Source organism: Qipengyuania sp. NPDC077410 (genome assembly GCF_044543405.1).
GTDB classification, from domain to species: domain Bacteria; phylum Pseudomonadota; class Alphaproteobacteria; order Sphingomonadales; family Sphingomonadaceae; genus Qipengyuania; species Qipengyuania pacifica.
The window spans coordinates 81,515-102,628 of record NZ_JBITWB010000002.1 but is presented as its reverse complement, the minus strand read 5'-3'; the positions used below and the strand labels follow the sequence as shown (position 1 = coordinate 102,628).

The following is a 21,114-nucleotide window of genomic DNA, read 5'->3' as shown; positions in this document are numbered from 1 at the left end:
CCGCTGCCGGAGCGACGCCCTTTCGGCGCGGAGGCTGCTGCCGGAGCGACGCCCTTTCGGCGCGGAGGCTGCTGCCGGAGCGACGCCCTTTCGGCGCGGAGGCTGCTGCCGGAGCGACGCCCTTTCGGCGCGAAAAAAATTCATCGCTGCCGGTGTTTATATACGTCAGCCTTGCGCCCTAATTTCGGCCGTTCCACTTCTTGCCCGAAACGCCCGAAAGCGGACGTCTATTGCGCCCTCGCGCTACGGCAAGTCGCCCCAGGCTTCCGATGATATGGCATTCGCGGATCTTGTCCGCCTGGCAGGATCGTAACATCTGTCAAAGTTCGTTGCGGAGCGCCGAGATGAACGTTCTTGCGATCGATCTCGGCCAATTGCTGTGAGACCAGCTGATCGATGTCCTGGGACGGCTTTGCATCGTGATCGGATAGCGCGAGCAGTTCTCGAACTTGCGCCATGCTGAACCCGAGTTCGCGCGTGCGACGCAAAAAGGTTAGAGTCGCCAAATGCTCGCCGGAGTAATCGCGATAAACAATATCGGTCCGGTCGGCTGCTGGCCGGATGCCCTCGCGCTCGTAATAGCGGATCGTCTCCGCCTTCGTGTCGGTGGACCTTGTCAATTCGCCTCTAAGAATCGCTTGATCCTGTCCGGGTCAGAAGGCTCGGGCGGCGACTTCAGTATGACTCGATTCGGGTCGAAGTGATTTCGGGCGAGGAGATAGAGGGTCTCGCCGATCAAACCAACTCGACTACGCGTTCCGACATCGACCAATGTCGGTGATGAACGTCACTTACCGAAGCATTCGCTAACGAGCTTTTCTCGAAGAGCGAAAGCTTCGGTGTATTGTTTTCCTGCGGCGCCGCGCGGCATGAAATTCCACCTGGCGCACTATAAGCTCCAGATCGTCCTCCCCGATATCGAAAGTTTCTCCCAAATCTCTCAGTGCGGCCTCGATATCGTCGGAATGTGGCGCAGTAGGCTCATGCTGTGGTATAGCCTGCGCTCCGATTGATCGCGCCTGATGAGGATAGTTGTGTCCGGAAATCCTATGATATAGGACACCGACGATCACCAGACATACTGCATTGAAAACAATGGGCAGAAAGACGAAGCTATATCCAAGGGCTTCGATGGTTTCTCCGCCGATGACCGCCGTGAGCGCCGCTGCTCCCCCGGGAGGATGCAGGCTGCGCGTGAGCGACATCGCCAGGATGGCAAGTCCTACAGCGAAACCGGCTGCAACGTGCGGCGAACCAAAAAGATGCGCGCAGAATACGCCCGCAAAGGCAGAAATCGCATTGCCGCCTATAACCGGCCAAGGCTGAGCTAGGGGACTCGCGGGAACGGCGAAGACGAGCACGGCCGACGCTCCCATCGGAGCGACGATGAAAGGTAGGATCGCGCTATCGTTCAGGATCCACGACGTGATGAAGCTTGTAAGAGCGATACCCGTCAGACCACCGGCGCACGCCAGCATGCGATCGCGAAAAGTGGCTCCAGCAAGTATTGGTTCGAAGATGCGTCGCATGGTAGCCTGTTTTGATGTCATCGCCTGGCGCCAATGCGGTACCCAATGCCGGGAAACGAGGCAAAATTCGCAATCATACTGATAGACGCACTATCTACCGGCAGCGTGGCGCACCATCACGGTAACCATTCGCCTTGCAATCACGAGCGCTGTCTCTTTGTTCCCTATTCTCACCGCCAACACTCAAGGCGCGCTTTCTTCGATTCCAGATTGCTCAAATCATGCCCTGAAGCTATTTGCTTCGATCAACGGTAATCCCAAAGGGCTTTTGCACTTTGTAGATTATGAGGCATGGAGCTAAGCTGCTCGGTCCTTCAGTGTCGGCTGTCGCACTTAGACAATCCGCAAGCAGCATTCCTTACCAGAACGATCAGGCCAGTCGATCGCAGCGCCGGCTTGCGTTCCGATGAGACCGACGCCCACGAGGGTAATCGCTACAAATTGTTTGATTGAGAACGTTTAGCCAATCCTCATCAGACAGTTTGCCGATGAGTTCGCCGTGCTTAGTGTGCTGCATGTGGGCCAGGCGGCCATCGACAGCCTTTGTGATGCCATCGTGGCGCTCTACTAGAGTCTGTTTCGCAAGCTCGCCTTGGTCGTGGGGGGATTTTTATTTGCCATGGCAGTATTTAGCCAATGCACGCGCTCAGCAGGCACGCTGTGGAACTGACTAGATGAACATCTGTTCAGGTAATGCTGGTAGGGTTGTCCCAATCGCCTTGCATCATCGACACTAGCGACCCGTTCGATGATGCGCCCTGTCGCATCTGCCTTCATAGAGCGACAGGGCACCAGCACCACGAATTCTAGTTGAAGCGAGCACTCAGCAGGCATGCTGAGGAACATTGTGCAGGAACGGCTGTTCAAAGCGATGCTGGTGAGGCGGTTTCGTGCGCCTTGCGCCATAGAGCCTTTGACCCGTTCAAATGGTGCACCCAGTCTTGTCTACCTCCTAAGAGCGACTGGGCGCCAGTACCCCTCGGAATAGCAACAGTGCCCCCCGCATGAGTCGCTAAGCCTTTCTAGAAACAAGCACTTGCCGATGATAGCCAATTGATGGGCTGGTATGAACTGGCTCTGCGCTTTCAGTTCTTCGATTCAAACTGAAAGTGTAGCCCTGCCGTTTCAAGCTTCCCTTGGCGGCAGGGCATTTTCCCTGAAAGCTTCTGAATGGCTCCGCATTGCCTTCAATTGCGTTTCGAGCCATCACTCCCGACGAAATTGTTCAGAGGGGGAACTCATGATTAGATGCGATGCTTGCGGCACGACTGGCGATGAAACCGCGATGGCCAATCATGTTTGTAGGGTCGAAGTTGACGCTGTGGATGAGCGGCCTGATGGAAAGGGGCTAATGACAGGGAGCGCCTATGCTATGGCGATAGGGTTGTGCATCACGCTCATTGCATCGCTCGCCTATGCCAACGTCGGCAACGACCTATACAGCTTTTCGAGTGAGTATGCTGTGCAACAGGCTGCTAGAAGTGCTGGTTTATACTGGTCTGCTGTAATGCTCGGTAGCGGTTTGTTCTCAGTCGGTCTGCTGCTCTGGTGCACAGGATACATTGCGAAGGCCATCAGCTTTCTGCCATCGAATAGAGTTGGTTGCCTGAGAAGCGATGAGGATCTCTTCTCATTGTTGAGAAGGTCGGACGCTGCGCTTTACAAGGCGAAGGCTGATGGACGCAATGTGGTTCGCTGCGCTGACGGAGACGCGACTCAGTCAGCGCACGGCGTTTTCGCTTCGGCTAGCTGGGGTCGTGAGACGCAGGGCGACAGGAGTGGACATAGGGGTGTAGAAACAAGCTCGAAACTGTCAGCTTTTGGCGTCCACGACCGTATTAGCCTCCCCTCCTAGAACGAAGATCCAGATAACAATGCAGGCGATCCACCCCGCGTTGAATATGATAAGTGCTGTCCACACCGCTGCCGGTGTTGCCCTCCGTTTTCCTGGCCCGCGCACCAATTCACCCGGCCTATTCCCGCGGAACACGCGAGCGACATCGCGCAGGTGTAGCAAGAGCCAAATGCCCGCGCCCAAGCTGACGACTGCAAAAAGCGCGATGAGAGCAGGAAGGAACCACAACGGCATTGAAGAAACTCCTTTCGGACCGAACTCAGACAGCCGAGCTGAAACGACGGACGGACTGCGGACGGTAGGTATCGAACAAGGCAGCGATCACGCGTGCATAGGGCAACCCGCTCGCTGTAATGGATAATTGGTCATTATCGAGGGTTGCAAGCTCGAGCTCGATGAAAGGGCGAAGGGCGTTGAGCACAGGCTCATCCAACACAGGGTCGATCGTCGCGCTGCCACGGCATAGGAGTGCTTCTATTATTTCCCCGCGCACTCGGTCGTCGTCGGTCCGAGCGATGCCCACCGCCGTTGTCAATCGGCTCTGGCTGGCTTGCATCCTGTAGCGACCGCTATTCTTCTCGTTCTGGGCAAGCAGCTTTGGGAAACTGCTTACTGCCGAACTGCCGAGACCAATCAGGACCAGTGACTGATCGTCCGTGAAGCCTTGAAAGTTTCGCCGCAGCTTTCCCGTCGCAGATGCTTGGGCGAGCGGATCGCTGGGTTTGGCAAAGTGGTCGAAACCAATGGAGCGGTAGCCCTGCTCGGTCAGGTAAGCATGCCCGAGTTGAGCCATAGCAAACCTTTCTTCCGGATCTGGAAGGGCGTTGCCGTCGATGACGCGCTGTCGCGCAATCAGATGCGGAACATGAGCGTAACCGAAGAGCGCGATGCGGTCCGGTGCTATGGCGACCGTGCGCTGTAAGCTGTCATGGAGGTCGTCCTGCGATTGGTGCGGGAGACCATACATCAGATCGAAATTCAGGGAGGTAATCCCATTCTGACGAAGAAGGTCTACGCTGCGTTCGATTAGGCCTTCGGGCTGAACCCGGCCGATCGCCTCCTGGCAGTGTGGAGCGAAGGTCTGCACACCGAGGCTTGCACGTTCGATCCCGACACTCCCGATCGCTTGCGCCCATTCCGCCGAAAATGTTCGGGGGTCGAGCTCGATCGAAAATGTGGGATCATCGATCTTGAAGCGTGCGATCAGGCAGTCGACGAGCGATAGGAATTCTGTTGGGCTGATCGCATTTGGGCTGCCGCCGCCGAACGCGATCCGACGCACATGTGCGTCGCTCCGCAACATATCGGAAACGAGATCTATCTCGCAGCCCAGCGCATCAAGATAGGATTCGAGCCGCTGCCGCTTGCCAGACTTGCCCGTGTTGCACCCGCAGTAGAAACAGATTTTCTCGCAGAACGGGATGTGGACGTAGAGCGAAACGGCGCCGCTCGCATTGCCAAGAGCCTCGGCAAAATGGGTGGCTGACAAGGGGCCGAACTCGGCCGCAGTCGGATAGCTGGTATAGCGGGGAACCGGAGTCGCCAGCAGATCGGGGTGATAGGGCCACATGGCGGGCTCGTTGCTCGTATTCGAGATCGTATTCATTGCGCTGGATCAATTCGCTTACGGGAACAGGACGCGTGGCAACCCTCGCTATGACAGGGCGCCGTGGGAGGCGATTCGCGCATCGGGATCGGAATGCTGAGGACACCGCCGCCGCATAGACGTGTTTCGATGGTCTGAGCAGCAACAGGAACCGGTCCGAATGATGCCGGAAGCAAGGCCAGAAAGGCGAACCTCGTCTTCATCGGCACCCTTCCTCATCTTCGTTGGTTGAATTCCGGCCATCATCCTCGTCATCGATAAGAATACGGTTTGCCGCGCCGTCGAGATCCTCGAACTGGCCGTCGCGCATGGCCCAAAAGAACAGGACCAACCCGGCACCGCCCAGAAACAGCGCGACCGGGATGAGGAAGACCAGCACGTTCAAGGTGCGTTTCTCATGCGCGCCAGCCGCAGGGAGTTTCCAACGACAACCAATGAACTGAGCGACATGGCTATGGCGGCGATCAGAGGTGTCACGAGACCCGCGAGCGCGAGCGGCACTGCAACCACGTTGTAGCCGATCGCAAATCCGAAGTTCTGGCGGACGATGCGCATCGTCCGGCGGGCGATGGTGATCGCCAGCGCAACCGGCATTAACCCCTTGCCAAGGAACACCGCGTCTGCGGCTTGTTGGCTCACGTCGCTAGCGGTGCCGGGCGCGATGGAGGCATGGGCCGCTGCCAGCGCAGGGCCATCATTGATACCGTCACCGACCATTAGTGGGCGATGTCCGTCTGCCTTCAAGGCATCGAGCAGGGCCAACTTGGTATTGGGACGCATTTCGCCTTCGCCTTCAATACCAAGCTCGCCTGCGAGTGCGCGGACGGGAGAATGCCGATCGCCTGAGACGATCCTGCTGTCCAAGCCGCTTGCATCCAGTGCGGCGAGCGTCTGGGCGGCATCGGCCCGCACTGGATCCGCATAAACGATGGCAATTTTTTCCTCACCAATGTGCAGGGTCGATGCCACCCCCGTTTGATCCAAAGCACCACGAGCCAATGAGACGGGGATCTCGCCATGCATCCCGCTTATGCCTTGTCCTCCTGTTTCGGTAATCTCAGTGAGCGATGCAGGTGAGACGCCTTCCGCTCCGAGCGCGGACACGATGCCCTTACTCAAGGGGTGTCGGCTAGACTGCGCGAGGGCTAGCGCGATAGCTTTTTGGTCATTCGTGAGATGATCGAGGCTTGGAACAGGCTCGCCCAGCGTCAGCGTTCCGGTCTTGTCGAACAGTGCGGTATCGACTTCGGCCAATCGTTCGAGCGCGCTTCCATCCTTGACCAGCATGCCTCTCCTGGCGAGCGCCCCTGAAGCAACCACTTGAGCAGCTGGAACTGCCAGCCCCATGGCACACGGACAGGTAATGATAAGAACTGCGATCGCAATCACGAGTGACTGGTGCCAGCCGGCCCCGGCAATCATCCATCCAGCAAACGCCAGCAGCGCAAGAGTATGGACGGCTGGCGCATAAAGGCGCGATGCACGGTCAGCGATACGGACGTAATGACTGCGCGACTGCCCCGCCTCATCCATCAGCCGAGCGATCTCGGCAATCGCTGTATCGGACGAGGCGGCGGTAACGCGCACGCGGATGGGATCGCCGAGATTGATCGCTCCGGCATGAACCGTATCGCCAACACCGACAGGTTGAGGGGTGCTTTCGCCGGTGAGCATCGCATTGTCGATCGAACTTCGTCCGTCCTCGATCACACCATCCGCCGCAAGCGCCTCGCCCGCGGCGATAAGCATGAGCATTCCCGGCTCAAGATCGTCCGCTTCGACCGTTCGGCTGGAACCATTTTCCGCCAAGACGCGAGCTGACTTTCCCATACGCGACAGCAGTGCACCGATGCCTGCGCGGGTCTTGTTCCGCATCGTCGCATCGAGCGCGCGGCCGGCAAGTAGGAAGAACAACAGCATGACCGCGCTGTCGAAATAGGCATGCCCGCCGCCGATGATTGTTTCGTAGACGCTGAGCCCGGTAGCGAGCAGGACACCGATCGAGATCGGCACGTCCATGTTTGTCCGACGATGCCGTAGGGCCATGGCCGCGCTCGAGAAGAAAGGGCGTCCGGCATAGGCCACCACGGGCAGTGCGATCAGCGCGGACAGCCAGTGGAACAGTTCGCGGGTTACACCGCCCGCACCCGACCAGACGCTGACCGAGAGCAGCATGATGTTCATCATGCCGAACCCCGCCACGGCAAGCGAGCGCAGGAGCATGCGGGCTTCGGCATCGTCCTGGCCTAGGGGGTTTGCATCGGCGACCTGCGCTTCGAAGCCGATCCTGCCGATGGCTGCAACAAGCTCTTCTGCGTCGAACTCCCGGTCGTGCCGGACGGCGACACGCTTGGCGGAAAAGTTGACGCGCGCAGCCTCGATACCGTCGATCTCTTGTAGACCGCGTTCGATCTTGGCGATGCAACCGGCACAGCGCATGCCGGGCACGGTGAACCTGCTATCGACGAGGCCGGGTCGCTCAAGCGTTTCGATTGCCGTAGGCGCGTTCACGGCAACTGCTCTTCGGTCGACCATGCCTCTCCCTCGGGAGATGCGACTTTCAGGCGCACGATCCAGCGTCCCGTATCGAGTGGTTCGAGCGATACGTGATTCCCGGGCGTCGCTTCGATAAAACTAAGGCTCTTGCTTTCCGGTTGCCCCAGCGGTCGGCGAGCTTCTGCGGTCACGGTCGCGCCATCGGGCACTGATGTGGTGTCGATCAGCAAGTGCCCGTTCTCACTTCGCGTCATCTCGACCGACCAGCCCAGCGCCTCCTGCTCTTCGGCAGCTTCGAGCCAGTCATTGAACTCCTGGCTTGCGACATAGGAGTTTTCGACGATCACACCGCCGAAGCCGCGCACGGCGAGCGTAGCCATGAAAAGGTTGACCGCAATGATGATGGCGAACCCGGTGACGATGATTGCTGCCGCATGCTTACCTGTGAATTCGCGTTTCATTCCTCGCCTCCCGGCGTGTCGAACCGCGTTTCCGTTGTCGCTGTTTCCTGCTGCTCATCGCGCGAAGTCACGCTGAAGCTGAAATCCTGCGTAGAGGTTCCTTCGGGCGCAACCACATAGGCCCGAACCGAGAGAACCTGATCGGCAGGCACTGTTTTGACCTGGGTGCGCGCAGCGTCGTCCCTCCCGATTGTATCCGTCCACATTAGCGCGCCGGGAAGGCCCTCGACAGCAATCTTCATCTCGCGCGGTCGACTTTCCATGTTACGCAGCTTGAGCGTGTAGGAGTTGCGCACCGATCCATCGCTCATGAGGATGTAAGGCGGATTGCGATCGGGGGATACCGAAAGGCCCACATGGTTGCGCACGCCCAATGCGAACAGCATGGCGAAACCGATGCTGCCCCAGATCAGGAAATAAGCGAGGGTCCTTGGACGAAGCAGTGCTCTCCAAGGTGAGCGCGTGGGTTCTCCAATCGCTTCTTTCTCGCAATCCTCGAGCGTTGCGTAGTCTATCAGACCACGTGGGCGGCCAACGTCGGCCATTACCTTGTCACAGGCATCAATGCACAATCCACAGGTGATGCAGCCAACCTGCGGACCTTCGCGAATGTCGATACCGGTCGGACAAACGGCAACGCATTGGAGGCAGTCGATACAGTCGCCGAACTTGCCGGGGTTCTTTTCCGCCCTCTTGACACTCCCACGCGGCTCACCGCGCCAGTCCTTGTAGGTCACGAGCAGCGACTTCTCGTCCATCATCGCGGTCTGGATACGTGGCCAGGGACACATGTAGATGCAGACCTGCTCGCGCATGAACCCGCCGAGCGTGAACGTGGTGAGCGTCAGGATTGCCACTGTGATATAAGCGGCTGGTGCCGCATCGCCGACCCAGAAGTCTTGCACCAAGGTCGGCGCGTCGGCGAAGTACATGATCCATGCACCGCCGGTCCAGAAGCTGATGACGAGGTAAATCGTGTATTTGAAGCTCCGCTTTGCGAATTTCTTCGGTCCCATCGGCGCCGCGTCGAGCCTCATGCGAGCATTGCGGTCGCCATCGACGAAGCGATCGACATGCTGGAACAGGTCTGTCCAGACAGTCTGCGGGCAGGCATATCCGCACCAGGCACGTCCGACCGCGCTCGTCACGAGGAAGAGCCCGAGCGCCGCCATGATCAGCAGGCCGGCGACATAGTAGAATTCGTGCGGCCAGATCTCGATGCCAAACATGTAGAAACGGCGATTGGCCAAATCGACCAGCACTGCCTGGTCGGGAGCATAAGGACCGCGATCCCAACGGATCCAGGGCGTGCCGTAATAGATCGCCAGAGTGACGAACATCACGAACCACTTGAACCGGCGGAAGGGTCCGTCGATCCGCTTGTTGTGGACCTTGGTGCGTTTCTCAAACAGCTTAGTCGGCAGCTGGTGACGCGGCGGCTCGTGCGGCTCATGACGCAGCGTCGTCGCTTCCGGCTCGGCTACCGCGCTCGAGACCGGCTCGTTGGTCTTCGCTCGCCCGTCCTCGACAACAACCGACCAGTCACGCTCCTCGCCTTCTCGGCGAGAAGGAGCGCTCGACGCGCGGCCGGGGTCACGGTTCTTCATCGACCTCTACCGTAGAATCTTCGGCGACCTCGACGAATTCCTCGCCGCCACCCAGAGACCAGACATAGGCCGAGAGCATCTTGATCGTGACCGGGTCGAGACGTTCGCTCCAGTGCGGCATGCGGCCCATCTTGGGGGTCAGGATCTGGTCGCGGACCTGTTCGCGAGAGCTGCCGTAGAGCCAGATCGCATCGTTCAGACGCGGTGCTCCTAGTTCACGGTTTCCTTCGCCAGCGGTGCCATGACAGACGCTGCAATTGTCCTGGTAGAGCTGCGCACCCGTCCGACTTGATGCACCTTTGCCGCTAAGCGAAAGCACATGGTTTACCAGTCCGTCGATCTGAGCTGGTTCAAAAACGCCTTCGAATGGCGGCATGACACTCGTGCGGGTATCGTCAACGCCCGGTGCGCGAATGCCGTTCACCAACGTGTATTCGATGGCCTTCAGATCGCCACCCCACAGCCAATCATCATCGTTGAGGTTGGGATAGCCAAGTGTCTGGCTTCCGGCCGCTCCCGAACCATGGCACTGCGAGCAATGGACCTGAAAAGCCGATCTTCCCCCAGCCACCGCTTGCGCGAACAGTTCGCTGTTCTCTGGCAGACGTTCGATAGGAATTCGAGCAAGTTCTTCGCGAACGGTCGCGCGCTCTTGGTCGACGACGCTCATCTCCTCGGCAAGTTCGCCTCGGCTGGACCAGCCAAGCACGCCTTCCGTAGCCTTGTTAACCAATGGCCAAGCCGGATAGAGGATCACGTAGACCACGCCCCAGATGATCGTCAGGTATAGCGTCCACAGCCACCAGCGCGGCATAGGCGTATCGAGTTCCTCGATGCCGTCCCATTCGTGTCCTACAGTCTCCGTTCCGGTCGGCTCGTCGATGCGCTTATTTGCCATCCTGGCGCTCCCCGGTTTTCTCGTCCTTGAATATCGAACGCGCTACTTCTTGGTTTTGTTGCTTTGCCCCGGGCCGGAACACCCAGAGACAAAGGCCGAGAAACAGGATCAGGAGGGCGACAAGTCCGTAGCTGTCCGCGAAGTGACGCAACTGGTCGTAGAGGCTCATCGGCCTTTCTCCTCGGCCAACCGCTCCTGTGCGGCAGCGCTATCGACGTCGACCAAAGTCCCGAGCATCTGCAGGTAGGCAACGAGTGCGTCCATTTCGGTCAGTCTGCTCGGATCACCGTCGAAGTCGCGGACCTGTGCCTTGGGATAGCGCTGCTGGAAGTCTTCAACATCGCCTCCGCTGTCGGGATCGGCCTGAAGGATCATGTCCGCCATCGCCTCGCCGACGTCACGATCCGAATAAGGAACGCCAACACGCCGCAGGGCGACCAGCATAGCAGCGGCATGGTCGGTATTGAGCGGTGTGTCACCAAGGAACGAGTATTTTGGCATGATGCTTTCCGGGACGACACTCTGCGGATCCTCAAGGTGCTGGACGTGCCACTCATCTGAATAGCGCCCACCGACGCGCGCGAGGTCTGGCCCGGTGCGCTTCGAACCCCACTGGAAAGGATGGTCATACATGCTTTCGGCGGCGAGGCTGTAATGCCCGTAGCGCTCTACCTCGTCACGGAACGGTCGGATCATCTGGCTGTGACAGGAATAGCAGCCCTCGCGCACATAGACGTTTCGACCGGCCTGCTCGAGCGGCGTATAGGGACGCATCCCCTCCACTTCCTCGATCGTGTTATTCATCCAGAACAGCGGAGCGATCTCCACGATGCCGCCGATCGCCACCGCGATGAAGGAACCGATCGCAAGCAAGTTGATGTTCTTTTCCAGCTTCTTGTGCTGGGTAGCGAGACCCATGGCGATCTATCCTATTCTGCGGGTTCGGGGGATGCCGAGCCTGCGATGGGCCGGTCCTTGTCGGGGTCGTAAGCGGGCATGGCACCCATCGGCTTTTCCTCTCGCAGCTTGCCACCAATGGTCATCCAGACGTTGTAGCCCATGATAATGGCGCCGCTGAGATACATGACACCGCCCAGCGCTCTGATGATGTAGAGTTCGTGCAGCGCGGCCACCGTTTCGGCGAAGCTGTTCACGAGATAGCCGTCCGGGCCGTATTCACGCCACATCAGGCCCTGGGTAATACCTGCCACCCACATGCTGGCTGCGTAGAAGACGATACCAAGCGTCGCGAGCCAGAAGTGCCAGTTGATCATGCGCAGCGAATACATGCGCTCGCGCTTCCACAGTCGCGGGACAAGGAAATAGACCGCAGCGAAGCTGATCAGCCCGTTCCAGCCGAGAGCGCCCGAATGCACGTGCCCGACGGTCCAGTCGGTATAGTGGGACAGCGAATTGACCGCCTTGATACTGAGCATCGGCCCTTCGAAGGTGGCCATGCCATAGAACGCCATCGCCATGACCATCATTCGGATGATCGGATCGGTGCGGACTTTGTCCCATGCGCCGTTGAGCGTCATCAGTCCGTTGATCATGCCGCCCCAACTGGGCATCCACAGGATCACGGAGAAAACCATACCCAGCGTCTGCGCCCAATCGGGCAATGCGGTGTAATGCAGGTGGTGCGGTCCCGCCCAGATGTAGAGAAAGATCAGCGACCAGAAATGGATGATGGAGAGCCGGTAACTGTAGACCGGTCGTTCGGCCTGTTTGGGCACGAAGTAATACATCATGGCGAGGAACGGCACAGTCAGGAAGAACGCGACCGCATTGTGTCCATACCACCACTGGGTCAAAGCATCCTGGACGCCTGCGAAGGCGGAGAACGAAAGCGATCCGTTCCACGCGACAGGCACCGCCAGGTTGTTGACGATATGCAGCATCGCGATGGTAATGATGAACGAGAGGTAGAACCAGTTCGCGACGTAGATGTGCGGTTCGGTCCGGCGCGCCAGCGTGCCAACGAAGACGATCAGATAGGCCACCCAAACGATGGTTAGCCACAGGTCGACATACCATTCCGGCTCTGCGTATTCGCGGCTCTGCGTGACGCCGAACAGATAGCCCGATGCCGCAAGCACGATGAACAACTGGTATCCCCAGAACACAAACCGGGCGAGAGCGGGAAACGCGAGTTGCGCGCGGCAGGTGCGCTGGACGACGTAGAAGCTGCTCGCGATCAGGATGTTGCCACCAAACGCGAAGATTACTGCGGAGGTGTGCAGCGGACGAACCCTCCCGAAATTGAAGTAGGGCTCGATGTTGAGCTGCGGAAAAGCCAGCTGCGAGGCGATGAACACGCCAGCGAGTAGACCCACGAGAGCCCACATCATGGTGGCCAGGACGCCCCAGCGGATAGGGTCGTCGTCATATCGCGACGGCCCTTCAGGCATTTTGAAGAAGCCCTGCGCTTTTCCTAAAGAATCGAAACCAGCGGCGGTCACCCAGACCATCACGAACGCGATAACTCCGATTATGGTCGCGTGCGCCGCCATCCCGCTATCGGCCGCTGTCGCAACCATCACGATAGATAGGACCATGATCAATAACCAGAGGCCCACCCGCCCCAGTGCAGCTTCAGCTTGCATCAATTACTCCGATCGCTTTTTCACGGCTCTATGCGGCTGGACGCACAACCGCATTGACCTGGATCAAATTTCGAAAAATTTTGCTTCTCAACAAGGAAGCGCAGCCACCTCCCGAATTCGAAGCCGGTCTAATATCGTAACGTCGGATCTGCCGTTGGTATCTATGATGCCAAGTTCCCGCAGCTCGGTGAATTGCCGACTGACTGTTTCGATGGTCAGCCCCAAGCTGTCAGCGATTTCGCGTCGAGATATCGGAAGACTGAGCGATACTCCGTCATCATTTTGTTTTCCAATGCGTTCGGCCATCGATGTTAGGAAAGTCGCAACACGTTCCTGCGCGGTCTTGCGGCCAAGGAGCACCGACATGTCTCGGGATTGATCAAATGCGACGAACATGTGTTCGCAAACCGCCTTCGCTAAATCGGGATCTGCCGCGATGGTTCGAATGAAGGCGTCTGCCGGAAAAGCAAGGAGGCGACAGTCGGTGATGCCGTGTAGCGAGTATGGCACGGCGTCTGACCGCGGAAACACTGTGAGATCGTTCGCCAGCAAGAACGCAACGACCTGTTCTCGATCATTACCAAGATGTCCGACAAACTTCGCAACACCCTCTGCAACGAAGACAATAAATCTGACAGCGGGGTCGTCGAGCTCCGCAACTGCGCCGCATTTGATGTCTACGTCGCCGCCCAACGCGCAAAGGCGTGATGCCATGGACTTTGGCAGGTCCAAATGGAGTAAGGCAGCGAAAAGGCGCTGAAGATCGTTGTCGGACAAGGCCCGGAGCTCCGCAATAGGTTCCGGATCGACATGTGCAGTTGAACTTCCATCAGGTCTTTGAGGCAGATCAAACGGCTAGAATATTTCTAAACGTGACGCATCGGGTTTGGCGACAAGGTATAAGGCGCGATTATGCAGCCAGCATCTCGAGAGCGTCACGCTTACGAATGGTGACGTCCCGACGGCCTCGCATTTCAATGAGGCCTTCCTCACGGAACTTCGTAAACTGGCGGCTGACTGTTTCGATAGTGAGGCCGAGAATATCCGCGATCTGCTGGCGTGACATTGGAAGCTCGAACTCGTCAGGCACTTTCCATCCCGTATTCTCACAGGTCGCCAAGACTGTTCGTGAGGCGATTTCGAGAAGCAGAGTTGCGAGCTTTTCCTCTGCGTTCATCCGCCCTAGAAGCAGCATCCAGCGTCGGGTTCTGTCGAGTTCACCCAGCGTTCGTTCAAGTAACTTGTGCTCCAGCCGCCCATGCTCCTCGGCAAAGCGCTCGAAATCCGATCGCTGAAAAACGCAGACGATCGATTCGCTCAGAGCTTCTACGCTGTAGGGAGAAACCTCGCCAAAGGGACGACCGAGGAAATCGGATGGATAGGCGAGCCCGAGGATCTGTTCCCGGCCATCACTTTTCTGGGTGGAGAGCTTCAGCACACCAGAAACCACGTTGGCGACAAAGACGGCTTCGTCGCCTTCCCATAAAAGGGTTTCTCCAGGCGCCAGACGTCTTCTGCGCCCGATCTTGTTCAACAACGCTATTTCATGATCGTCCAGGTCGGCGCAGATCGCGCGGTTTCGGACGGAGCAAGCCTGACAGAAATTGATTTCATTTGTTGGATCTTCGGCCTGCATGGCCACCGTCTAGCCCTGCATGCTTAGCTTTCCAACCCGTTCGTCCGGACAGTTTTACGAAGATGGCGCGAGCACGTGTGGACGACGAAGGCATAGATCGCCAAGCGCATGACATCGAGCCCGATCCACCAATCGTGCAGCGATGTTGGTCCGACCGCCGCACCTGCGATCTGCGCCATCGTGCGGTCGTCCAATTCCGGCATGATTACGATCCACTGCAGAGCCACTGTCGCGATTGCTACGATTATCAAACGGCGCGATGTTCCTCGTGCCGAAACGAAAAGGGCAAACAGCAGAATGCTCTCGATCGCGACGGACGCCCGGAAGGTCTCTCGCCCCACCGCGAGTAAATGAGACATCGGCACGTCGGCTGCCAGGAATTTTACTGGCGTCGCGATGAACGACAGAGAGAAAAGCGTCGCAAGAACAGCGACAGCAAGCCCTAGGGTTCTCAGGGCTGAACGGTTTGTCATGCCTGACCTGCCTTCGTGTTCTCATCGGATCGCGGCGCACACAGGGTCGGTCCGTATCGGAAAAGAAAGAGGCCGAATGCTCCGAGCCAAGCTGCTCCAGCAACCGCCAGCGCCGCCTGTCCGTCGCCGATGGAGAGAGCTGCCTGAACCCGCAAGACAGCCGCAATCGTGATGAGAATATACGAGGCGACAATCTCCCGACTGGCAAAGAGCGCCCGGCCGGTATGGCCGAGGCTGGCTCTGCTCATGACTGCGAGAATCATCGTTGCCATCGCGCCTGTCGAAAAGGCGTGGATACCCGCTGTCTCCGGAACGATCTCGACTTGGGCACCGGCAAGAAGCAAGAGCCCCACCGGGAGCCAGAGGTATGCCAGATGCAGAATCCACACCAGAGCATTGGCGCTGCACCGCCAGCCATGCAATTTCGACAGGCGAAGAAAGTGGGCAACGGAAGCGCTCGATAGGAGCACCGCGCTCAACAAGCTGAACGGTGCGCTTAGCCACGCCAGCAGTGCGGCGGCGGTCAGGGCGATTATCACTTTGTCCAAGGTGCGAGGCTGCGTGGACAATCGTTCACGAGCGCCGATGGAGCTGAGCCAGTTACGCGTAAAGCTCGGGATAATTCGTCCTCCGATGATCGCGATTAACAAGACGACGAGACTGAGTCCGGCTCGCCATCCCAGCGACGAATCTAACGAACCTGCCATTTCAAGCCGGTCTAGGATACCGGCAGCTCCAAAGAGGAGCACGATCGCGACGACAGGCAGATTGCGGTTTCTGCTCTGGATTATCTCGCGTGCGAGGAGGAATGCCAGAAGGAGATAGAAGCCTCCATCGACGAGAATGAGCATGGGATTATTGTCGGGCGATACGAACGGAAGAAGTCTCCCGGAGAGCCACACTGCGAAAAGGGCGGCTAAGGGACCACCTGCAATGGGCAGCCGCCCCGTCCAGTTCGGAACTGCTGTCAGCACAAATCCTGCGATCGCTGCACCGACAAAGCCGAACAGCATTTCATGACGGTGCCATGCGAGTGGATTGTCGAGCAGGTCGAACGACACGAAACCAAAAAGCACGGTCAGCCATGCCGCTAGGGCGGATATGGCCCAAGCTGCGGCACCGAGGAAGAATGGTCTGAAGCCGCCGCGCAGGATCGGCGGGCTTTTCGCCATTCGTCTGCGGCGCAGCTCCAGTCTTTCAGAATTTGTCGGCATACGAGGCGACCTTGTTCGATTAGGTCACCGATAGCACTACACCCCGCCGGACAACTTGATTTACCTCAAACTTCGCTAAAACGTCGAACCGAATTGCTCGCGATCGCTTCCACCTTCGCTCCTAGAATGCATCGATTGCTAGGACGGTTCAGGTGATGGGAAAGCGCGGGATGACACGCGCAACCGACAATACTGGGGGGCACTAGAGAGTGGGCAAATCGCGTGATGGCCAGCCAGTATTATCATCAGTGTCGAGAAGCCACGAAGGGCGAGAGGTCCGCAAATGATCTTAAGACATCGAAGGTCTGGACCAAGGCGCATTGAATTGCATCGGGACCAGTGATGACGTGACGAGCGCGGATGCCAGTAAAATATCCCCTGCTACCAAGTCGGTGACTTTCGCTAGGTCATCGATATGATGCCTCAACACCGCGATGCGGTCCGTGTGCTTGACCGTCGCCCCTCTTTTTGCACCGTCCGCCGACAACGGTGAATACTCCGACAGGCGTTCGGCGATGCGGCCAGATCCTTTGGTCTCCTACCTCAATTTGCGCTCGCCCCCTTAAGCTTCGTGGCAACGCTGCTGACGGAGGTATCCATGGCTGCACTGGGCCTAGGCGTGGGTGTGCGCAATCTGGGGAATGCCGGTCCCAAAGTGATTACTACGGTGGTTTTGTCATTGATCGTGCTTGCTCGAGTATCGCTGATTGCGATCTGGATCAGCGGAGCATAGATCCACCTCATCCGGCCGCCAGAGCAGGTTCGAGGTTCCCGGTCATATCGAGATCTTCTCATAACGGAAGCCCCGGGAACAACACGAATATCCCGCAATGCTAGGCTGCCCGGTCCGTCCTTTCCGGCTGTCGCACGTCGACGATCCGCAGGCAGCGTTCCTTGCCAGAACGATCGGGCCAGTTGATCGCAGAACCGGCTTGCATTCCAATGAGACCGGCGCCCACGAGGGTCAGCACGGAGAGACGGTTCTGGTCCAGGTTCGCATCGCGCGGCCATACCAGTTGAACCTTGCGCCGGTCACACGATCGCTCGTCGACGAATTCGACCTCGGATTGCATGGTCACAACGTCATGAGGTAGGTCTTCGGCTGCCACGACATTAGCGCGATCCAGTTCCTCGTACAGTTTTCCAGCTACATCCGGACTGCGCTCCTCGATGGACATCGCCAGTTCGTAGAGCGCGTCCGCTTCGGTATCGATAACATGAATGATCGGCTTTTGGCCGTTTTGGGAAGTGGTCATTTTTCGTAACTCGCTAGAGAGCCGCAAGAGAATCTCGGCTGGGCTGAAGATCGTCCGGGAGCCTCGTCCCGGACCGGATCACGGCCGTCGAGACGAGGCGTGCGCCCGTGCGGGCAGCTGACCTGCGTGCGCGAAATGTCGGTCGATGTGTTGCGAAAAGACCATGAGCCACATGTGGGCGCGATCTTCGGTTTAGTCAAATGGCATAAGACCAATCGCCTCATCGACTATTTCGAGACTTTCATGTCCGGAAGGCCTATCTGAAGGAAATGATGAACTTTCCTTCTTTCGGCTCCAGACGCGGACCAGATCTCGCCATCGATCTCGGCACTGCCAACATGCGTATCATGGTGCGAGGCGAAGGCGTGGTCTTCGACGAACCATCCCTGTGCTATTACGAGAAGACGGCCGGTCAGATGAAACTGATTGCAGCTGGCCGGGACGTTCTGGCGATGGTCGATCGGGTTCCCGGAACCCATGTGGTCCGCCGTCCCCTTGCCCGCGGTGTTTTGCAGGATATGGACGCAGCTTCCGCACTGCTTGCTCATGGTCTCTCGTCGGTGGTTGGCAGGAAGCGTAGAGGACGCCCCCCAGCCATGATCGGTATTCCGGCGGACGCCACGAAGGCAGAGGCGAATGCATTGCTCGCTGCCGCGGACGATGCCGGCTTCGGAAGGATCGAACTGGTGCGCGAGCCTTTTGCAGCGGCTATTGGGGCAGACCTGCCCGTCCGCGAAGCCCGCGCGTCCATGGTCGTCGAATGCGGCGCCGGAACGACCGAGGTTGCGGTCTTCTCGATCGACGGACAATGTCGTTCGCGCTCCGTGCGTTTGGGCGGTCTCGGCCTCGACGAGGCGATTACCGAACATCTTCATCTCCGGCATCACTTCCTCATAGGCAAAATCACCGCCGAGACGCTGAAGAAGCATCTCGCGGCAGAAGGTGCCGAGGACGCGGTAGTGGAAATCAGAGGTCGATCACTGCACAATGGTCTTCCAGGAACGTTGACCTTGACGGTTTCCGAGTTTCACCCCGTGCTGCAGCGACACTTCGGTCGTTTTGCAGATGCCGCCAAGCTTGTGGTCGGCGAAATATCTCCCGATCTTGCCGCCGACCTGTTGAGCGAGCGCGTTGTCGCCACGGGCGGTGGGATCTGCGCCAGATTCCTGGCTGAGGCGATCACCGCTGAATGCGGTGTTGCCGTGACCATCGCCAACGATCCCTCCGGTTGCGTCTCGCGCGGCCTGATGCGGTTGATGGAGGAGCGCGCTGCCTAACTCTCGACGGCAGCGTTTCGTCCGGGTCGAACATGCAAAACAAGTCCCGCTTCTTTGCAAGCCTGTGGTCGCGCGCTTACGTGCTCCTTACGTTCACCGCCCTGTTTTGGGCCGGTAATGCAATCGTTGCGCGCGCGGCGTGCGAGCTGGTCCCTCCCGTCGCCTTGGCGTTCTGGAGATGGACGATTGCCCTGGCCATCATCCTGCCATTTGCATGGCGCCACTTGCGGCGGAATGCTCCCGTCATCCGAGGGAACTGGAGGATGCTGCTGGTGCTTGGCGCACTCGGCATCGGCGCCTTCAACACCCTGCTCTACAGCGGATTGCAACAGACCACAGCGCTCAACGCCATGTTGCTGCAGTCGGGCCAACCCGCCCTCATTCTGTTTCTTGGCGCGATTTTCATGGGCGACAGCACGGCACTGCGCCAGATCGTCGGTGCCGCCATCGCGCTGGCTGGTGTGCTCTGGATCATCGCTCGCGGGAACTTTGGTGTTCTCGGCACCCTGAATTTCAACGAAGGCGACCTCATCATCGGCCTCGCCGTGTGTCTGTGGGCGGTCTATGCGGTAATGCTCAGGCGCTGCCCTGCGATCCATCCCCTAAGCCTGTTTGCAGTGACCTTGATCGTCGGCATAATCGTGATCGCGCCGTTCTATGCGCTGGAGCTCAATTCGGGGCGCTATATCGTTTTGCAGGAGGAAAGCCTGCTGGCGATCGGATATGTTTCGGTTTTTCCTTCCATCCTCGCCTACCTCTTCTTCAACAGGGGCGTAGAACTCATCGGGTCTGCAGGAACCGGGATGTATATGAACGTCATGCCAGTTATGGGCGCGGGGCTTGCGATTATCTTTCTAGGCGAACATTTGCGAGGCTTTCATGCGATCGGAATGGCGCTGATAGTTGGCGGCATTCTTCTCGCTGGCCGAGGTAGCAAGCCTCTGGCGGGAGCTGTCGTTTCTTCGAAGACAGACAATATCGAACGACGAAATGAAAGTGAGTGACCGTTTCCCGACACACGCGAAGGATCCCGCATTCGGGCCGACGATCTGGGTCACACGCACGTCGCCGGATAACGAAAAGACTGCGGGCGCCTTGCGGCGGTTAGGGTTCGATGCGCTGGCTGTGCCCGTTCTGCGAGTGGAAGGTCTCCCTGAGAAAGCTTTGGACGAGCCGCCCGATGCGATCGTGTTCACGTCGGTAAATGGCGTGCGCCATCATTCTATCTGCCCGGCACTTCTCGATATTCCAGTGTTCGCGGTGGGCGACAGGACAGCGGCGAGTGCCGCCCACGCTGGATATACCCATGTTGTCTCGGCGGCTGGGGATGTTCTCGATCTGGAGCGCCTGATCGTTCAGTCCCTCCCGCGAGGGAGTCGGCTTCTGCACTTTTCCGCCCACCGGCCGGCTGGAGACCTGACCGGCAACCTTCGCCGCAAGGGTTATCTCGCCACGAGAAAGCCGGTCTATGAGACCCGCGATGTCGCTGTCGCGAAGCTATTGGCATCCCTTCCAGCACCGCACGAGATAAACGGAATTCTGATCCACTCGCCGCGCGCTGGTCATGTGGTGAAGCGCTGCCTGGAACGGACATCCCGGCCTTTCAGAGGCATCGTCTATTGCATCTCCGATGCAGCCGCGGCTCCTTTCGAGGGGAAGCAAGGAATGGATATTCGTGTCGCCGCACGGCCCGACGAAGCCTCGATGCTGGCGCTCATCGCGAACCCTTAACGGAACACAGGAGCAGCCGCATTCTTTAGCGTGACGGATAGATAATAATGGAGATCAACATGAACAAGTTCGCCCGCCTGCTTTTCGGATCCGCTCTCCTCCTCTCCGCCTGCAATGATCAGGAAGACCAGGTCGAAGACCGTATTGAAGAACAAGCCGAGCAGAGCGCGCAGGAGTCCGGCGACACCCCGGTGGCACTCGGTCTGACCGAACGCCAGTTGCTCGATGCTGAAATCCTGGCCGCCGACGGAACCAAATTGGGTGACGTGGAAGCCGTGACGAAAGATGCCGACGGCAATGCGACCGAACTTCTTATAGAAGTCGAGGACAGCGATCCTGATCGTTACGTCGCGATACCGATTGACGGTCTGACCGTGACGACCCGTGGCAATGACACCGATCTTTCGTCGGAGATGACGATGGAAGATATCGGTTCGCTTCCGGATGCGCAGATTCTGTGACGATCGAG

The 21,114-nt window shown here is 58.4% G+C and carries 21 protein-coding genes; 5 read left to right on the top strand and 16 right to left on the bottom strand.

What is annotated here, in order from left to right; genetic code table 11:
• Positions 1–227: 227 nt before the first annotated feature.
• The 15 genes from ACIGGE_RS08440 to ACIGGE_RS08370 all read right to left on the bottom strand — a co-directional run bounded on the left by ACIGGE_RS08440 (position 228) and on the right by ACIGGE_RS08370 (position 16,381).
• Entirely contained in the window at positions 228–620 is a 393-nt protein-coding gene (locus ACIGGE_RS08440; protein WP_397490025.1) for a MerR family DNA-binding protein, read from the bottom strand.
• 186 nt (positions 621–806) lie between these two features.
• Positions 807–1,529: an HPP family protein gene (locus ACIGGE_RS08435; RefSeq protein WP_397490024.1), complete on the bottom strand. Its 723-nt coding sequence runs from the start codon at positions 1,527–1,529 to the stop codon at positions 807–809.
• Between the two features lie 2,114 nt (positions 1,530–3,643).
• Positions 3,644–4,954 (bottom strand): oxygen-independent coproporphyrinogen III oxidase, encoded by a 1,311-nt coding sequence (gene hemN, locus ACIGGE_RS08430; protein ID WP_397490023.1) that lies wholly within the window; start codon positions 4,952–4,954, stop codon positions 3,644–3,646.
• A 235-nt stretch (positions 4,955–5,189) separates the two neighbouring features.
• On the bottom strand, positions 5,190–5,375 hold the full coding sequence (gene ccoS, locus ACIGGE_RS08425; protein ID WP_103022851.1) for a cbb3-type cytochrome oxidase assembly protein CcoS: 186 nt from the start codon (positions 5,373–5,375) through the stop codon (positions 5,190–5,192).
• Positions 5,372–7,525 (bottom strand): heavy metal translocating P-type ATPase, encoded by a 2,154-nt coding sequence (locus ACIGGE_RS08420; RefSeq protein WP_301642841.1) that lies wholly within the window; start codon positions 7,523–7,525, stop codon positions 5,372–5,374. The genes ccoS and ACIGGE_RS08420 overlap by 4 nt, the downstream gene beginning before the upstream one ends.
• A complete protein-coding gene (locus ACIGGE_RS08415) occupies positions 7,498–7,947 on the bottom strand; it encodes a FixH family protein (RefSeq protein ID WP_301642842.1) in 450 nt (149 codons plus the stop codon). Before ACIGGE_RS08415 ends, ACIGGE_RS08420 begins: the two co-directional genes overlap by 28 nt.
• Positions 7,944–9,554: a cytochrome c oxidase accessory protein CcoG gene (ccoG, locus tag ACIGGE_RS08410; RefSeq protein ID WP_397490022.1), complete on the bottom strand. Its 1,611-nt coding sequence runs from the start codon at positions 9,552–9,554 to the stop codon at positions 7,944–7,946. The genes ACIGGE_RS08415 and ccoG overlap by 4 nt, the downstream gene beginning before the upstream one ends.
• Positions 9,541–10,452: a cytochrome-c oxidase, cbb3-type subunit III gene (ccoP, locus tag ACIGGE_RS08405; RefSeq protein ID WP_301642844.1), complete on the bottom strand. Its 912-nt coding sequence runs from the start codon at positions 10,450–10,452 to the stop codon at positions 9,541–9,543. The genes ccoG and ccoP overlap by 14 nt, the downstream gene beginning before the upstream one ends.
• A complete protein-coding gene (locus ACIGGE_RS08400; protein ID WP_103022846.1) occupies positions 10,442–10,621 on the bottom strand; it encodes a cbb3-type cytochrome c oxidase subunit 3 in 180 nt (59 codons plus the stop codon). The genes ccoP and ACIGGE_RS08400 overlap by 11 nt, the downstream gene beginning before the upstream one ends.
• On the bottom strand, positions 10,618–11,370 hold the full coding sequence (ccoO, locus tag ACIGGE_RS08395) for a cytochrome-c oxidase, cbb3-type subunit II (RefSeq protein WP_301642845.1): 753 nt from the start codon (positions 11,368–11,370) through the stop codon (positions 10,618–10,620). The genes ACIGGE_RS08400 and ccoO overlap by 4 nt, the downstream gene beginning before the upstream one ends.
• 11 nt (positions 11,371–11,381) lie before the next feature.
• Positions 11,382–13,058, bottom strand: coding sequence for a cytochrome-c oxidase, cbb3-type subunit I (gene ccoN / locus ACIGGE_RS08390; protein ID WP_103022844.1), 1,677 nt, complete (start codon positions 13,056–13,058; stop codon positions 11,382–11,384).
• Positions 13,059–13,145: 87 nt separating this feature from the next.
• The gene (locus ACIGGE_RS08385) at positions 13,146–13,835 is read right to left on the bottom strand and encodes a Crp/Fnr family transcriptional regulator (RefSeq protein ID WP_397490021.1); all 690 of its coding nucleotides are present in this window, start codon (positions 13,833–13,835) and stop codon (positions 13,146–13,148) included.
• A gap of 133 nt (positions 13,836–13,968) precedes the next feature.
• On the bottom strand, positions 13,969–14,694 hold the full coding sequence (locus ACIGGE_RS08380; RefSeq protein WP_301642847.1) for a Crp/Fnr family transcriptional regulator: 726 nt from the start codon (positions 14,692–14,694) through the stop codon (positions 13,969–13,971).
• 23 nt (positions 14,695–14,717) lie between these two features.
• Positions 14,718–15,167 carry a hypothetical protein gene (locus ACIGGE_RS08375; RefSeq protein ID WP_301642848.1) on the bottom strand — a complete coding sequence of 150 codons (450 nt, stop codon included), beginning with the start codon at positions 15,165–15,167 and terminating at the stop codon, positions 14,718–14,720.
• Positions 15,164–16,381 carry an NnrS family protein gene (locus ACIGGE_RS08370; RefSeq protein WP_397490020.1) on the bottom strand — a complete coding sequence of 406 codons (1,218 nt, stop codon included), beginning with the start codon at positions 16,379–16,381 and terminating at the stop codon, positions 15,164–15,166. The genes ACIGGE_RS08375 and ACIGGE_RS08370 overlap by 4 nt, the downstream gene beginning before the upstream one ends.
• 598 nt (positions 16,382–16,979) lie before the next feature.
• Here ACIGGE_RS08370 and ACIGGE_RS08365 point away from each other — a divergent pair.
• On the top strand, positions 16,980–17,114 hold the full coding sequence (locus tag ACIGGE_RS08365) for a hypothetical protein (protein WP_397490019.1): 135 nt from the start codon (positions 16,980–16,982) through the stop codon (positions 17,112–17,114).
• A 100-nt stretch (positions 17,115–17,214) separates the two neighbouring features.
• On the opposite strand, the gene rnk is transcribed toward ACIGGE_RS08365, so the two are convergent.
• A complete protein-coding gene (gene rnk, locus ACIGGE_RS08360) occupies positions 17,215–17,637 on the bottom strand; it encodes a nucleoside diphosphate kinase regulator (protein WP_397490018.1) in 423 nt (140 codons plus the stop codon).
• A gap of 272 nt (positions 17,638–17,909) precedes the next feature.
• Here rnk and ACIGGE_RS08355 point away from each other — a divergent pair, with 272 nt between their 5' ends.
• From ACIGGE_RS08355 to ACIGGE_RS08340, 4 genes are read left to right on the top strand one after another with little or no spacing between them, the layout of a single operon-like run.
• Entirely contained in the window at positions 17,910–18,914 is a 1,005-nt protein-coding gene (locus ACIGGE_RS08355; RefSeq protein WP_301642852.1) for a rod shape-determining protein, read from the top strand.
• A gap of 32 nt (positions 18,915–18,946) precedes the next feature.
• Entirely contained in the window at positions 18,947–19,918 is a 972-nt protein-coding gene (locus ACIGGE_RS08350) for a DMT family transporter (protein ID WP_397490017.1), read from the top strand.
• Positions 19,911–20,645 (top strand): uroporphyrinogen-III synthase, encoded by a 735-nt coding sequence (locus ACIGGE_RS08345; RefSeq protein ID WP_301642854.1) that lies wholly within the window; start codon positions 19,911–19,913, stop codon positions 20,643–20,645. The genes ACIGGE_RS08350 and ACIGGE_RS08345 overlap by 8 nt, the downstream gene beginning before the upstream one ends.
• A 59-nt stretch (positions 20,646–20,704) precedes the next feature.
• On the top strand, positions 20,705–21,106 hold the full coding sequence (locus tag ACIGGE_RS08340) for a PRC-barrel domain-containing protein (RefSeq protein WP_301642855.1): 402 nt from the start codon (positions 20,705–20,707) through the stop codon (positions 21,104–21,106).
• Positions 21,107–21,114 lie beyond the last annotated feature (8 nt).

What these genes read in the sequence shown, in the direction of transcription:
- ACIGGE_RS08340 (WP_301642855.1), top strand. Translation starts at nt 20,705, where the DNA reads ATGAACAAGTTCGCCCGCCTGCTTTTCGGATCCGCTCTCCTCCTCTCC.
- ccoN (WP_103022844.1), bottom strand. Translation starts at nt 13,058, where the DNA reads ATGCAAGCTGAAGCTGCACTGGGGCGGGTGGGCCTCTGGTTATTGATC.
- ccoG (WP_397490022.1), bottom strand. Translation starts at nt 9,554, where the DNA reads ATGAAGAACCGTGACCCCGGCCGCGCGTCGAGCGCTCCTTCTCGCCGA.
- ACIGGE_RS08375 (WP_301642848.1), bottom strand. Translation starts at nt 15,167, where the DNA reads ATGACAAACCGTTCAGCCCTGAGAACCCTAGGGCTTGCTGTCGCTGTT.
- ccoO (WP_301642845.1), bottom strand. Translation starts at nt 11,370, where the DNA reads ATGGGTCTCGCTACCCAGCACAAGAAGCTGGAAAAGAACATCAACTTG.
- hemN (WP_397490023.1), bottom strand. Translation starts at nt 4,954, where the DNA reads ATGTGGCCCTATCACCCCGATCTGCTGGCGACTCCGGTTCCCCGCTAT.
- ACIGGE_RS08400 (WP_103022846.1), bottom strand. Translation starts at nt 10,621, where the DNA reads ATGAGCCTCTACGACCAGTTGCGTCACTTCGCGGACAGCTACGGACTT.
- ACIGGE_RS08435 (WP_397490024.1), bottom strand. Translation starts at nt 1,529, where the DNA reads ATGCGACGCATCTTCGAACCAATACTTGCTGGAGCCACTTTTCGCGAT.
- rnk (WP_397490018.1), bottom strand. Translation starts at nt 17,637, where the DNA reads ATGACCACTTCCCAAAACGGCCAAAAGCCGATCATTCATGTTATCGAT.
- ACIGGE_RS08365 (WP_397490019.1), top strand. Translation starts at nt 16,980, where the DNA reads ATGGCTGCACTGGGCCTAGGCGTGGGTGTGCGCAATCTGGGGAATGCC.
- ccoP (WP_301642844.1), bottom strand. Translation starts at nt 10,452, where the DNA reads ATGGCAAATAAGCGCATCGACGAGCCGACCGGAACGGAGACTGTAGGA.
- ACIGGE_RS08420 (WP_301642841.1), bottom strand. Translation starts at nt 7,525, where the DNA reads ATGGTCGACCGAAGAGCAGTTGCCGTGAACGCGCCTACGGCAATCGAA.
- ACIGGE_RS08350 (WP_397490017.1), top strand. Translation starts at nt 18,947, where the DNA reads ATGCAAAACAAGTCCCGCTTCTTTGCAAGCCTGTGGTCGCGCGCTTAC.
- ACIGGE_RS08380 (WP_301642847.1), bottom strand. Translation starts at nt 14,694, where the DNA reads ATGCAGGCCGAAGATCCAACAAATGAAATCAATTTCTGTCAGGCTTGC.
- ACIGGE_RS08370 (WP_397490020.1), bottom strand. Translation starts at nt 16,381, where the DNA reads ATGCCGACAAATTCTGAAAGACTGGAGCTGCGCCGCAGACGAATGGCG.
- ACIGGE_RS08415 (WP_301642842.1), bottom strand. Translation starts at nt 7,947, where the DNA reads ATGAAACGCGAATTCACAGGTAAGCATGCGGCAGCAATCATCGTCACC.
- ACIGGE_RS08355 (WP_301642852.1), top strand. Translation starts at nt 17,910, where the DNA reads ATGAACTTTCCTTCTTTCGGCTCCAGACGCGGACCAGATCTCGCCATC.